The 13650-nt window shown below is 58.7% G+C and carries 14 protein-coding genes; 7 read left to right on the forward strand and 7 right to left on the reverse strand.

The window, feature by feature from the left end; all coding sequences use genetic code 11:
• Nucleotides 1-85: 85 nt before the first annotated feature.
• Both D8U18_RS11745 and D8U18_RS11750 read right to left on the reverse strand, forming a co-directional pair.
• Nucleotides 86-400, reverse strand: a complete 315-nt coding sequence (locus D8U18_RS11745) for an NIPSNAP family protein (RefSeq protein ID WP_130904978.1) — start codon at nucleotides 398-400, stop codon at nucleotides 86-88.
• 12 nt (nucleotides 401-412) lie between these two features.
• Complete coding sequence (locus D8U18_RS11750) at nucleotides 413-1579, reverse strand: iron-containing alcohol dehydrogenase (protein WP_130904977.1); 1167 nt, start codon at nucleotides 1577-1579, stop codon at nucleotides 413-415.
• 155 nt (nucleotides 1580-1734) lie between these two features.
• Here D8U18_RS11750 and D8U18_RS11755 point away from each other — a divergent pair, with 155 nt between their 5' ends.
• From D8U18_RS11755 to D8U18_RS11775, 4 genes are all read left to right on the forward strand, one after another.
• Nucleotides 1735-2523: an SDR family oxidoreductase gene (locus D8U18_RS11755; RefSeq protein WP_131107665.1), complete on the forward strand. Its 789-nt coding sequence runs from the start codon at nucleotides 1735-1737 to the stop codon at nucleotides 2521-2523.
• A gap of 266 nt (nucleotides 2524-2789) precedes the next feature.
• The gene (locus D8U18_RS11765) at nucleotides 2790-4103 is read left to right on the forward strand and encodes an MFS transporter (protein WP_056856735.1); all 1314 of its coding nucleotides are present in this window, start codon (nucleotides 2790-2792) and stop codon (nucleotides 4101-4103) included.
• A gap of 1 nt (nucleotide 4104) precedes the next feature.
• On the forward strand, nucleotides 4105-5226 hold the full coding sequence (locus D8U18_RS11770; protein ID WP_131107666.1) for an NAD(P)/FAD-dependent oxidoreductase: 1122 nt from the start codon (nucleotides 4105-4107) through the stop codon (nucleotides 5224-5226).
• Between the two features lie 87 nt (nucleotides 5227-5313).
• The gene (locus D8U18_RS11775; RefSeq protein WP_130904973.1) at nucleotides 5314-5907 is read left to right on the forward strand and encodes a DinB family protein; all 594 of its coding nucleotides are present in this window, start codon (nucleotides 5314-5316) and stop codon (nucleotides 5905-5907) included.
• Here D8U18_RS11775 and D8U18_RS11780 read toward each other — a convergent pair.
• The 5 genes from D8U18_RS11780 to D8U18_RS11800 all read right to left on the reverse strand — a co-directional run bounded on the left by D8U18_RS11780 (nucleotide 5828) and on the right by D8U18_RS11800 (nucleotide 11355).
• Nucleotides 5828-6748, reverse strand: a complete 921-nt coding sequence (locus D8U18_RS11780) for a LysR family transcriptional regulator (RefSeq protein WP_056856732.1) — start codon at nucleotides 6746-6748, stop codon at nucleotides 5828-5830. The genes D8U18_RS11775 and D8U18_RS11780 overlap by 80 nt on opposite strands.
• Before the next feature lie 198 nt (nucleotides 6749-6946).
• Entirely contained in the window at nucleotides 6947-8014 is a 1068-nt protein-coding gene (locus tag D8U18_RS11785; protein WP_056856731.1) for an RHS repeat-associated core domain-containing protein, read from the reverse strand.
• A 311-nt stretch (nucleotides 8015-8325) separates the two neighbouring features.
• The gene (locus tag D8U18_RS11790; protein ID WP_082557684.1) at nucleotides 8326-9372 is read right to left on the reverse strand and encodes an RHS repeat-associated core domain-containing protein; all 1047 of its coding nucleotides are present in this window, start codon (nucleotides 9370-9372) and stop codon (nucleotides 8326-8328) included.
• Nucleotides 9373-9630: 258 nt separating this feature from the next.
• Nucleotides 9631-9960, reverse strand: a complete 330-nt coding sequence (locus D8U18_RS11795; protein WP_056856730.1) for a DUF6124 family protein — start codon at nucleotides 9958-9960, stop codon at nucleotides 9631-9633.
• Between the two features lie 501 nt (nucleotides 9961-10461).
• A complete protein-coding gene (locus D8U18_RS11800) occupies nucleotides 10462-11355 on the reverse strand; it encodes a LysR substrate-binding domain-containing protein (protein WP_056856729.1) in 894 nt (297 codons plus the stop codon).
• 115 nt (nucleotides 11356-11470) lie between these two features.
• On the opposite strand from D8U18_RS11800, the gene D8U18_RS11805 reads away from it, so the two are divergent.
• The 3 genes from D8U18_RS11805 to D8U18_RS11815 all read left to right on the forward strand — a co-directional run.
• Nucleotides 11471-12487 (forward strand): aldo/keto reductase, encoded by a 1017-nt coding sequence (locus tag D8U18_RS11805; RefSeq protein WP_056856728.1) that lies wholly within the window; start codon nucleotides 11471-11473, stop codon nucleotides 12485-12487.
• 2 nt (nucleotides 12488-12489) lie between these two features.
• Nucleotides 12490-13287, forward strand: a complete 798-nt coding sequence (locus D8U18_RS11810; RefSeq protein WP_131107667.1) for an SDR family oxidoreductase — start codon at nucleotides 12490-12492, stop codon at nucleotides 13285-13287.
• Nucleotides 13288-13313: 26 nt separating this feature from the next.
• Nucleotides 13314-13650: SRPBCC family protein (locus tag D8U18_RS11815; RefSeq protein ID WP_131107668.1), on the forward strand; the 337-nt coding region annotated here is incomplete at its 3' end.

Here is a 13650-nt window from a genome sequence, read left to right on the forward strand (position 1 = left end):
AACAACGATGTCGACTGATACTCCCTCATCGCTGGCAAGCCAGCTCCCACAGGTTGTTTGATTGTCTGTCGGGCTCGAACAGGGATTATTTGATCGGTGAGAACTGCGCTGGCATCAGCAGTTTCGATTCCATCTTTTCCAGCATCGGGAAGGCGATCGGCACGAAACCTTCGAGCCAGTCCGGGTCCTGGTACAGCGCGGCGCGTTTCTTGATGCGCTCATCCAGGCTCTCGTAGGCCCAGATGTGGATCACCTGGTTCAGCTCGCCGATTTCGGTGTACCACCAGCCCACCAGCGTGGTGTAGCGGGAGATCACCGGCAGGCCGTTGTCCTCGAAGTGTTTGAGGTAGGTCTGCATTTTTCCGATTTGGATCGTGTAGGTGCGCATTTCATAAAACATGCTGTTCGTCTCTCAGGTATGAAGGCCGTGGAAGGCATTGCTGATGATTCGCTCGACGTCGGCAGCGGTCGTCAAACGTGGATTGACCAGCACGTTGCCGCTGCGCATCGAATCGCTGACCATTTGCGGCATGTAGTCCAGGTCCACGCCCAGGTCCTTGATGTTGTCGGGAATGCCGATGGCCTTGTTCAGTGCCATCACGTGTTCCACGACTTTGTGCCCGGCGCGGGCAGGGCTCAGGCCGTCGACGTTTTCGCCCATGGCCAGGGCGATTTCGCGGAACAATTCAGGGCAGGCTGGCAGGTTGTATTCGATGACATAGGGCAACAGCGTGGCGTTGGCGATGCCATGGGGAATGTTGAACACGCCGCCGAAGGTGTGGGAGATCGCATGCACGTTGCCGAGTTTCGATTGGGCGAACGCCACGCCGGCGAGAAAAGAACCGAGCAACATCTGCTCCCGGGCGTGCAGGTCGGAGCCTGTGAAAAACGCTTTCGGCAGATACGTGCAGATCATCTTGATCGCTTGCAGCGCCAAAGCCTGGCTGATCGGGTTGGCCTGCTTCGACACGTAGGATTCGATGGCGTGGGTCAGGGCGTCCATGCCGGTGGCGGCGGTGATCGACGGCGGCAGCTTGAGGGTCAGTTCGGCATCGAGAATCGCCAGTTTCGGGAACAGTGCGGGGCTGATGATCACCGTTTTGAACAGGGTCCGGGTGTTGGTGAACACCGTCGATGCCGTGCATTCGCTACCGGTGCCTGAGGTGGTGGGGATGGCGAAAATCGGCAGCGGCGGGTGCAGCAGTTTGTCGTAGCCCTCGTAGTCGAGGATGTTGCCGGGGTTGGTGGCCATGGCCGCGACACCCTTGGCGGTGTCAATGCTGCTGCCGCCACCCACGCCGATCACCGCATCGCACTCGTGGTTCTTCAGGAACCCTACGGCGCGCTCGAGCACATCGGTAGTGGGGTTGGGTTCGACGCCGGCAAACACTTCATAGGCGATTTCACTGTCCGTCAGCGAAGCAAAAAACGCATCCAGCACGCCCGACGCCATCAGTCCGTTGTCGGTGACCACCAGCAGTTTCTCTCGGACATGGGGTTTGAGCAGCGCACCGGCCTGACGCACCAGGCCGTTGCCGCTTTTCAAGGTCGTGGGGAAGTAAAACTGGAACGGGTTCATGGGTGTCTCCGGTTTCTTGTTGGTTGCGCAACAGTAATCAGCCGCGTGGGCAGCCGATAATGAAAAGGCTTGATACTGCGATCACCCTTTGTCATCCCCCGGATAGCCGCTGGGCGGTGGTAACTTAGGGCTTTTGAATCGCGAGGAGCATCGACATGGATTTGGGTATTTCGGGGCGCTGGGCGATTGTCTGCGCCGCCAGCAAAGGCTTGGGTCTGGCAGGTGCACGGGCCTTGGCAAAGGAAGGCGTGAACCTGGTGATCAACGCCCGGGGAGATGAAACCTTGCAGGCGGCGGCCGTGCACTTGCGCCAATTGGCACCGGCCATCGAAGTCCGCACCGTGGCCGGGGACATCAGCCAGCCGGGCGTGCGGGCGCAAGTGCTGGCGGCCTGTCCGCAGGTGGATATTCTGGTCAACAACGCCGGTGGCCCACCGCCCGGTGACTTCCGCGACTGGCAGCGCGAAGACTGGCTCAAGGCGCTGGATGCCAACATGCTCACGCCCATCGAGCTGATCAAGGCCTGCGTCGATGGCATGGCCGAGCGCGGTTTCGGGCGCATCGTCAACATCACCTCCGGCGCGGTGAAGGCGCCGATTGATGTGCTGGGGCTGTCCAACGGTGCCCGTAGCGGCCTCACCGGTTTTATCGCCGGGCTGGCGCGTCAGGCGCGATTGGCGGGCAACAACGTCACCGTCAACAATCTGCTGCCCGGGCCATTCGAGACCGAGCGCTTGCACAAGACCCTCAATGCCGCCGCCGAGGCCAACGGCACCAGTGTCGAAAGCATTGCCGAGCAACGGCGCAAAAACGTTCCCGCCCAGCGCTTCGGCCAACCTGATGAATTCGGCGCGTATTGCGCATTCATTTGCGGTGCGCAATCCGGTTTTCTGACCGGGCAGAACCTGTTACTGGACGGCGGCAGCTATCCGGGGACTTTCTGATCGCTGCTGGGGGATGACATTCGGTGATCCCCCAATCAGATCCCATCATTATTCAGCACGCGGGGGCGTGATTAGAGTGGGGCCGCTTGCCTGAAACCGTCAGTCAAAACGCAATACCTGCAGGAGTGAGCCTGCTCGCGATAGCGCAAGTGCAATCAACATTGATGTTGGCTCGTACTGCGCCATCGCGAGCAGGCTCGCTCCTACAGGGAGGGTTGACTGGCAGGCATCAGGCCGCTTGTTTCCACAACAATAAGAGCCCCCACATGAACAATCCAAGTGCCGAAAGCCTGGCGTTGCCAGCCGCGAACGCAACCGAACGCGCCACAAACGTCCGTTGGCGAATCTTCCTCATCATGTTGTTGTTGACCGCCATCAACTACATCGACCGTGCCTCGCTGTCGGTGGCCTTGCCGCTGATTTCCAGTGAATTCCAGATCCCGCCGGCCCTTGAAGGCCTGATGCTCAGTGCGTTTTTCTGGTCCTACGCGTTGATGCAAATTCCCGGCGGCATGCTGCTCGACCGCTTTCACACCCGTCGTGTGATCGTCGTCGCGACCGTTGCCTGGGGCGCATTCCAGGCCCTGGCGGCCGGTGCGCACAACTGGATCACCCTGATGATCACCCGCATGGGTCTCGGTGTCGCCGAGTCGCCAATCATGCCCGCCGGGGCCAAGCTCAACGGCGCCTGGCTGACCCCCAACGAACGCGGGCGCGGCGCAGTGCTGGTCGACGGCGGCGCGCCTTTGGGCAGTGCTTTCGGCGCAATCATCATTGCCGGGCTGATCGGCTGGTTCGATTCCTGGCGCATCGCCTTCGTGATTGCCGGCGTCGGCACCATGCTCGCCGGTGTGCTGGCCTGGAAGTACATCCGCAACCATCCCAGCGAACACCCCGGTGTCAACGCCGCCGAGCTCAAGCACATCACCGAGGGCAACGCCACGGTCAGCCAGCCCGGCGCGGTCACCAGCATCGGCTTCAAGGAACTGCTCAAGGACCGCTCGGTGCTGGCGATGTTCGCCGGTTACTGCTGCATTCTCAGCGTGTTCTATGGTCTGCTGACCTGGATGCCGAGCTATCTGCACCAGACCCACGGCCTGAACATTTCCGGCATGGGCGGCGCGACCTTCCTGATCTTCATGTGCGGTTTTGTCGGCGAACTGGTTGGCGGTTACCTGGGGGATAAATGGAAATCCAGCGGCGCGTCGCCGAACCTGGTGATGCGCAGCATGTTCAGCGGCTCGGCGCTGGTCGCAGCCCTGTGCATGCTCGGCACCGCTTACACCGCTGACGCGACTCAAGCCATTGGCCTGCTCTGTGTGGCGATGTTTTTCATTCGCTGGTGCGGCATGTACTGGTGCATTCCGTCGATCCTCGGCGGCACGTCGAAAACCGGTGTGCTGGCCGGCACCATGAATTTCTGCGGCAACATGGCCGGGGTGATCGTGCCGATCTTGATCGGCTTGATCGTGCAGTTCACCGGCTCGTATTTCCTGGTGCTGATCTTCTTCGTGGTCATGGCCATGCTCCTGGCGATATTCTCCAGCCTGATCGATTACCGCGAGCGAGGGTTGGTTTGACATGAGCGCAGGGCAGGGCAGCGTCGATATCGATTGTGTGGTGGTCGGGGCCGGGGTGGTCGGGCTGGCAGTGGCCAGGGCACTGGCTTTGAGCGGGCGCGAGGTGATCGTGCTCGAGGCTGGCGAGGGCATCGGTACGGGCATCAGTTCGCGCAACTCCGAAGTGATCCACGCCGGCATCTACTACCCCAGCGGCAGCCTCAAGGCGCAGTTGTGCGTGGAGGGCAAGCATCGCCTCTACGCCTATTGCGATGAACGCGGCATCAGCCATCAGCGCCTCGGCAAACTGATCGTCGCCACCGATGACGCGCAGCGTTCGGCCTTGCAGGGGTTACTGGAGCAGGGGCTGCGCAACGGTGTTGATGATCTGCAATGGCTGGACGCCGCTCAGGCGCAGCAGCTTGAGCCAGCTCTGTCCTGCGTCGCCGCGCTGTGGTCGCCGTCCACCGGGATTATCGATTCCCATGGGTTGATGCTGGCATTGCAGGGCGATCTCGAAGCCTGCGGCGGGTCGCTGGCCTTGCACTCGCCGCTGCTGTCGGCACGCTTTATCGACCAGGGGTTTGAACTGCACGTCGGTGGTAGCGAGCCGATGACCCTGAGCTGCCGCGAGTTGATCAATTGCGCCGGTTTGTCTGCGCCTGAAGTGGCGAGCCGTATTGCCGGCCTGCCTGCGCAGCACGTTCCGACAGCCCGGTTGTGCAAGGGCAGCTATTTCAGCTTCAGCGGCCGCGCACCATTTCGGCATCTGGTGTATCCGGCACCGGAGAGCGCCGGGTTGGGGGTGCACATGACCCTCGACCTGGGCGGCCAGGCGCGATTCGGGCCGGATGTGGAATGGGTCGATGCGCAGGATTACCGTGTCGACCCCGCACGGGCCGACGGTTTTTATGCGGCAATTCGGCGTTATTGGCCGGGCTTGCCGGATAACAGCCTGCAACCGGCCTACAGCGGCATTCGCCCGAAAATCAGTGGCCCGGGCGAGCCGGCCGCCGACTTTCGCATCAGCGGTCCGGTCGAGCATGGGGTGGCCGGTCTGGTCAATCTGTTCGGCATTGAATCACCGGGCCTCACCAGTTGCCTGGCACTGGCCGAGCGGGTGCTGGATGCGCTGACGCGATAACGGCCGTACCGATGATCAGCGCCTGCATCATTGCGCGTGGTTAGCGCTATCCTTTGGAGATGCGCTATTCGCCATCGGAGAATTTCGATGATCAATGTACGCACTGCCCGCATGCTTGCCGATTACAAACAATGGGCCAACCAACGACTGTTCGACAATCTGGCGCAACTGCCCCCGGGCGAAGTCGAAAAGGAACGCGCCGGAATCTTCAAGAACATGATTGGCACGCTCAACCACATTTATGTGGTGGATTGTCTTTGGCAGGCTCATCTGGAAGGCCGAGGGCACAGCTTCAAGACGTCCCATGATCTGGTCTATCCGGCATTGCCCGACCTGCGTCTGGCACAACAAAACGTTGATCACTGGTACTGCGACTGGAGCGCCCGACAGTCCGATGCCTCGCTGGACAAACCCATGCGGTTCACCTTTCTTTCCGGTGAAAGCGGCACGATGAGTGCCGGCGCGATGCTCATGCACGTGGTCAACCACGCCAGCTATCATCGGGGCTGGGTGATCCAGATGTACTTTGAAATTCCCGCCATGCCGCCGATGACCGACCTGCCGATTTACCTGCGCGAGACTGACCCGAACTTCAATTCGCTCAATGCGTCGACGGTGGAGCCGACATGTGTTGCGCAATACGCGAGCGCAACCAACGTTCTGCCGGATCGTTATCGCTGACGCCGTTCCAGACCATCGACAGTTCCGACAAGTTGATATCGAACGGCGGGTCATCGGCCCGCAACTGGTCGCTGCCTTCAATCAGCGCCGCCGCCGCATAATCGGGCACCGAAGCCAGCATGTCGGTGCCTGCCAGCAAGGCCCGCAGGCCGGAAAACTGCGGCACCGCCAATACCACTCGACGCGAACGGCCGATACGCGCCAGGTCATTGTCGATGGCACCGCTCAAGTCCCCGGAAAACGACACCAGCGCATGGGGACGCTCGCAGAATTCATCCAGTGTCAGCGGGCCGGGTCGATTGTCACCACGCAAAACCTTGACGCTCAGGTCGCGCAATTTCTTGCGTTTGGCATTGGCCGGCAACTCGGTGGTGTAACTGATGCCCACGGAGATTTCACCGCTGGCCAGCATCGACGACATCAACAGATAATTGACCCGCCGCACCACCACCACAACGTTCTGCGCTTCCTCGCGGATCTGCTTGAGCAGCGGCGGAAACAGGCCAAATTCGGCATCATCGGACAGGCCGATGCGAAACACATCGCGGCTGATGGACGGATCAAAATCCTTGGCCCGGCTCACCGCGCCGGAAATGGTATCCATCGCCGGCTGCAACTCCTTGAGAATCGCCAACGCCCGTGGCGTCGCCTCGAGGATCCGCCCGTTGCGCACCAGCAACGGGTCATCAAACAAATCCCGCAACCGCGCCAGCGCCGCACTGACAGCAGGTTGGCCGAGAAACAGCTTCTCCCCGGCCCGGGTCAGGTTCTTCTCGAACATCAGCGTTTCGAAGATCACTAGCAGATTCATGTCCACGCGGCGCAGGTCGTTGCGGTTCATTAGAGCAGGCTCAGAGGTTTCGGATCCTTTTAGTAAAGCAGCAAAGCGCTAGCGATGTGCGGGTGAATCAGGAGCGCTGAAACTTCGGATCTTGCTGCGCTCCAGCTGCTACTGCCTGAACTATTATTCAGTCTGTCACTATCCTGAAAATGAGATGGTGCGAAATGTTCCTGAGTTTGATTTGTCGTTAAGGCTTTTTCATTTTCTTAAGTTAACAGATTTGTTGTATTTCTCTTTTAGGGCTTCTGCTTTGGCGATATTTCTATAGTGTTTAGGGTTTTTGATTGATTGTAATTTTTTTAGGTAAGCATCGATATTCATGAAGTTGATTCCACGAATTTCTTCAGGAAGCTGGGTTTTTTCTTTTATTGCTTTGTTTACAATACCAAAGCTTCTGTGACTGAGTGTGATCGTGTTCGAGTATTGGGGGGCTGATGAAAGATACTCGTATAGAGGAAGTAGCTCTCGGGCTTTTTTACTATATACAACTCCTTGCAAGTAGGGCGGAAGAGAATCAAGTTGATCTATGGTTAAATTAGCAGCTATGTCCGAAGGTTTTTTAATTTCATAGCGTGGAAGGGGTGGGGTGTTTAGAGCGGTTCGGTAGTCCCTGAGGAAAGTTTTATTCATTAACTCGTGATTAAGGTTGTCATTTTTTTTGATTATTTTATCCGCTTCATCCAAATAATCTGGAGTGTTAAATTTCCGGGACAGTATTTTTGGAAACTTAGGTATATGTCCCGACGGGTCATGGCCGTTGATTGGGTCTCCAAGACAATATCCATAGGCGTTTAAGCCACCCTTGCCAAACGGGCTGAAACTATCCGGGCTATTAAAGCGCATTAGTGCTGGATTAAAAGTTCGATACCCATTCCCCAACAAATAGTGCCCGGTCACCGGATCCTGCCGTTCGCCATTGAATCCCAGTAAACTCAATAGTCCATTTTCAATAGCACGGTATCCATAAGGGGAATACGCCATGGCTTTGCGCTGTTGATTGTCTTTGCAGGTGTGCAGTACTGACCGTTGCTGGTCGGTCGCCAATAACGAGGTGTCGATTGCGACGTCGCTACTTCGCTGTTGTGCCAGCAGCAGGTCGCCCTGTTGGAAGATGGAATGGCGCATCGTTCCTTGAATTTCGGTTGCAAGGCGGCTTTGGTTGTAGAAACGCTGGTGCTCTGGTGTAGTCGCGGGAATTTGGCCGACTAAGCGATCGAGGGCATCGTAGCGATACTGGCAGAGTACGGTTTCGTGGGGTAACGTCATGTGAGGAACTCCGAAGGCCTGCAGTGCTGGCATTCAGTATTGCTGGTATCGCAACTATTGGGAACTATCAGAACTGATAGGTGAAATTGTAGGGATGTGGGAAGAACTGCCGAAGAATATGTGGGAGCAAACACAAGTCTTGCATACGACACCCATCACCTGTAGGAGTGAGCCTGCTCGCAATGGCGGTGAGCCAGGCACCGGGGATACTCAATATGCTGGGCGTTTCACCGGTCCAGCCGGAGCAGGTTCATTCAATGCGATCCACAGCGGACTTTCGAGGAGTCTTGAGTCAGTGACCATTCCCAAGATCAAGGAATGTCACGAATCTCGCGAAGAATTCTATCTGGACGGTTTTCCCGTAGCGCTCTTCCCTCCATTTGCTGATGGGTGCGCCTATGCGTTTCGAAGGCAGGGGTATGTCGATTGGAGTTGCCACTTAACGCTATTGTTCGAGCGGCTTCTTCAGTCGGCGTTGGAAGACGGACCGCGGTTAACGACGACTCGCCCATATTGCCAAGTGCAACTCTCATCGCTGGATTCAGTTGAGCACGCCTATCCGGCGATCGGGAAGCGGATTCGAGAGCCCCTATAAACTCACGTCCATTATCGACTGTGTGCAGTTGAAGGGTATTCGTCACGTTGAGAGATGCAACTTCTGAAACTGGGGGAACAGCTAGTATGGGCTCTACTGCCGCCACGGCACGATTCAATCGCGGGGGAGGTGCATCCGGCAACATCGTTGGATCAAATCCGGGCCAGGGAGTTGGGCGGGGCACTCGCCTGACGATGCTATTGCGTACCCACCCCCATCCAAGTGAAGTGGCATGTCCTGTCGGATCTGTCTGGTTCACAGGAGCGCCTTGGCAATATGCGTATGGATTCACTCCACCTTCCCGAAACGGACTCAAACTGTCCGGACTGTTAAACCGCATCAGCACCGGATTGAATGCCCGATACCCATTACCCAAAAGATAATGCCCGGTCACTGGGTTACGCCGCTCACCGTTGAAACCCAACAAACTCAGCAATCCATTTTCAGCAGGACGGTGCCCATAAGGCGAATAAGCAATGGGATTTCGTTGTTGATTGACTTTGCAGGTGTGCAGTACTGACCGCTGCTGGTCGGTTGCCAATAACGAGGTGTCGATTACACCGACGCTATTTCGCTGTTGCGCCAGCAGCAGGTCGCCCTGTTGGAAGATGGAATGGCGCATCGCTCCTTGAATTTCGGTTGCAAGGCGGCTTTGGTTGTAGAAACGCTGGTGCTCTGGTGTGGCCGCGGGAGTTTGGCCGACTAAGCGGTCGAGGGCATCGTAGCGATACTGGCAGAGTACGGTTTCGTGGGGCAACGCCATGTGAGGAACTCCGAAGGCCTGCATTGCTGGCATTCAGTATTGGTGGTATTGCGACCATTGGGAACTATCAGAACTGATAGGTAAAACTGTAGGGATGTGGGGAGGACTACCGAGGAATTGTAGGAGCAAACACAAGTGTTACGTACGACACCCATCACCTGTAGGAGTGAGCCTGCTCGCGATAGCGGTGTGTCAGTCACAGGAATGCTCAATGTGTTGACCGCATCGCGAGCAGGCTCGCTCCTGCCGGCTCATCGTTTACTCAGGCGGATCGAGTCGATCCAGTGCCCGATTCACCGCCAACTCGCCCAGCATGATGACCTGAGCAATGCCCAGCAGCGTGTTGCGATGCGAGCCTTCCAGAAAACCAGCCAGATCGTTGGTCATGACGCTGGCCGAGGCCAGTGATTCGCAGGCGTGGGCCAGCAGGGTTTCGGTGTCGATGTCGGGGTTGATGGTGAACATCGTGGTGGGTGTGCGGGGCGTGGCCATGATGTTGGCGGCCGCTTCGTGGAATTGCTTGGAATCAGGGCTTTCGTAGGGCGAGGCCGGGTCTGATTCTGGCGGGTTGGGGGTTGGTTTGATCATGATGGAACTCCTGGGTTGTAGATTAGGAGCCATCACCCTTCGCTACCAAACGATGGGTGGCAGCCATACGCAGATTGGTAGACCGGTAACACCCAGGAACCCGGCGCGTCCGAAGACGCCCTGCGCATGGCCGCCATAAAAATGCAGTGCGGAGAAATACCCTGCAAATGATGGCGCAGTGCGACTGGATATACCGGGCTACCAAACCCGATCGCTGTTTTTTTCAGCGACCGGCAAACGATAGAGTCCTGCCCCAAGGCGCACAAGCCGGCGGATTCTGGCGTACCCGTAGGCAATGACGCAAGGTGTTGTAGCTTTCATCAAGTTTCGCTGACAACCATTAAACATGTGCCTGAACAGGCACCGTTATCGCGAGCAGGCTCGCTCCCACACGGATCTTCAACACGACATCAATCAATTGTAGGAGCACAGCTTGCTGGCGATGGCGCCTTTGAAATCGCCATCGCCAGCAAGCTGTGCTCCTACAGGACGGGTGTGTGATCAGTCGGCCGGGTGTGTCAGGACTTTCCTGAATGTCTCCACCAACGGCCGCAAATTGATCCGGTGCCATGCGGCCCACAGCGGTGTGGTGTAGGCGATCCACGGCACATCCCGCAGCACCACGCCCGGCGGTGCGTTGCGGCTCAAGCCTTTCTGAATCATCGCGATGCCCAGCCCCGAGGCCACCAAACCCAATGCGGTGAACGGCTCGGTCGCTTGCATGCGAATGTCCGGGGTGAAACCGGCGCGGATGCAGGCGCTGACGAAGTCGTCGTGGCCATTGGCATTCTGTCGATGTTGAACGCCGATCCATTCCTTATCGGCGAGGTCGGCGGCCGTCAGTGTCGATTGCTGCGCCAGCGGATGATCTTCGGGCAAGGCCAGCAGCATCGGATCGTCCAGAACCTGAAAACCCAGCAAGTCCGGGTCGTCATCGGTCGGCGGTTCGCTGACCAGGGCGATATCCAGACTACGCTGACGCAGGCCTTCGAGTTGTTCGGCGGAACTCAGGTTGTACAGCGCGACATGTACGTTCGGCCGGTCGACCCGCAGCACGCGCAGGGCATTGGGCAGCACACCGGCGTGCATGGCGTTTTCGATGTAGCCGATGCACAAGCCGCCTTCTTCGCCGCGCCCCAGGCGCTTGCCCAGGGATTCCAAGCGATTGGCGTGGGTCAGCAGGGCGCGGGTTTCGGCGAGGAACGTCTGGCCGTCGCGGGTCAGGCGGATGCGTTGCTGGCTACGCTCGAACAAGGTCAGGCCCAGGCGCTCTTCGAGCTGGGCGATCTGCCGGCTGAGGGGCGACTGGGAAATATGCAGGCGCTCGGCGGCGCGACCAACGTGTTCTTCTTCGGCGACGGCGACGAAGTAGCGCAATTGGCGGATGTCGATCATGTCAGACCTCTGGGGACTCAAGTGCTGCACATTATGTCTTGGACGGTCCGAACGCCGCAATCTAGGATCTGCTCAACGGTCAAGCACTGGCCACTGAAACGATGAGGATTGAATCATGAGCTTGAAAGATAAACTGCCCGGCGCGCTGGGCTTCGGTACTGCACCACTGGGCAACATGTTCCGCGCCATTGCTGAAGAAGAAGCGCAAGCCACCGTCCACGCCGCCTGGGATGCCGGCGTGCGTTACTTCGACACCGCGCCGTTCTACGGCTCGGGCCTGTCGGAAATCCGCCTCGGCGCCGCACTGTCGCACTACAACCGCGACGACTATGTGCTCAGCAGCAAGGTCGGCCGAGTGATTCTCGATGAAGTCGAAGACGCTGCGGCCCGCGATCTGGGCGAGAAGAGCGGGGTGTTCGAGCACGGTCGCCCGAACAAGATCGTCAACGACTACAGCGCCGACGCGACCCTGCGCTCCATTGAAGATAGCCTCAAGCGCCTGCAAACCGATCGCCTGGACATCGTCTGGGTGCATGACATCGCTCAGGATTTCTACGGCGATCAATGGTTGGAATACTTCAACCAGGCCCGCACCGGTGCTTTCAAAGTGCTGACCCGCTTGCGCGAAGAAGGCGTAATCAAAGGTTGGGGCCTGGGTGTGAACAAGGTCGAACCCTGCGAATTGACCCTTGATCTGAGCGAAGCGCAGCCGGACGGTTTTCTGCTGGCGGGTCGCTACACTCTTCTCGACCATGACCGCGCATTGCAACGCTTGATGGACGCCGCCCTGGCACAGAACGTCGAAATCGTGGTCGGCGGCCCTTACAGTTCGGGCATCCTCGCCGGTGGCGCGCACTTCGAGTATCAGAAGGCCAGCCCGGCCATCGTCAGCAAGGTCGAGCAGATCAAGCGTATTGCCGCGGCCCATGGTGTCGACATCAAAGCGGCGGCGTTGCAGTTCTCGTTGGCCAACCCGGCTGTGGCGGCGGTGATTCCGGGTGCCAGCCGGCCAGAGCGGATCGCCGAAGATGTGGCCGCGTTGTCGGCGGTGATTCCTGCAGCCTTCTGGCAAGCGATGCGCGACGCAAAACTGGTGTCCGAGCGCGCCCCGTTGCCAATCATTGGAGCCTGAAAATGAAAATCGATTTGAGTGGAAAACTGGCGATTGTCAGCGGCAGCACCGCGGGCATCGGCCTGGGCATCAGCCGGGCGCTGGCCGAATCCGGCGCCACCGTGGTGGTGATCGGCCGCGAGTCGGCCAAGGTCGAGCAGGCTTTGACAAGCATTCGCCAGAGCGTGCCGAATGCACAGTTACGCGGGCTGACCGCAGACCTGGGCACCGCCGAAGGCGCCGAGAAACTGTTTGCCGCCGAACCGCGGGCCGACATTTTGGTGAACAACCTCGGGATCTTCAACGCGGTGGATTTCTTTGACACCCCCGACAGCGAGTGGACGCGTTTCTATGAGATCAACGTGATCTCCGGTGTGCGCCTTTCACGGCATTACGTGCCGGACATGGTCAAGCAAGGCTGGGGGCGGGTGATTTTCCTGTCTTCGGAATCCGGGATCGCGATTCCGGCTGACATGCTCAACTATGGCGTGACCAAAAGCGCCAACCTGGCGGTCTCCCACGGGCTGGCCAAACGGCTGGCGGGCACTGGGGTGACGGTGAATGCGATTCTGCCGGGCCCGACGTTGACCGACGGCGTGGAAACGATGCTCAAGGATGCCATGGCCCAATCCGGTCGCAGCTTGCAGGAGGAAGCCGACGCCTTCGTGCGCACCGCGCGGCCAACCTCGATCATCCAGCGCGTGGCGCATGTCGAGGAAGTCGCCAATCTGGTGGCGTACATCGCTTCGCCGTTATCCTCGGCCACCACCGGCGCGGCCCTGCGAGTCGACGGCGGTGTCGTCGACAGCATGGCTATCTGACTTTATTCATTGAGAGAGAGCTTTACATGGCAACTGCATCAGCATTCATCGACATCCCGGCCTCGGCCGATCAGGTCTGGCAATTGATCGGTGGTTTCAACTCGCTGCCGGACTGGCTACCGTTCATTCCCCAGAGCGAGCTGAGCGAAGGCGGGCGCGTGCGCAGCCTGCAAACGGCGGACGGCGCAGTAGTGGTCGAGCGCCTGCAAGCGTTCGACAACGCCGCCAGGACTTACAGCTACTCGATTTTGCAGGCACCGTTTCCGGCCACTGACTATCTGGCGACGATCAAGGTTGAAGCGCAAGGGCAGGGCGCGCGGGTGACCTGGTCCGGTCGATTTGAACCGGTGGGTGTGAGTGATG

It is taken from the genome of Pseudomonas sp. Sample_10, from assembly GCF_004321495.1.
Lineage (GTDB): Bacteria > Pseudomonadota > Gammaproteobacteria > Pseudomonadales > Pseudomonadaceae > Aquipseudomonas.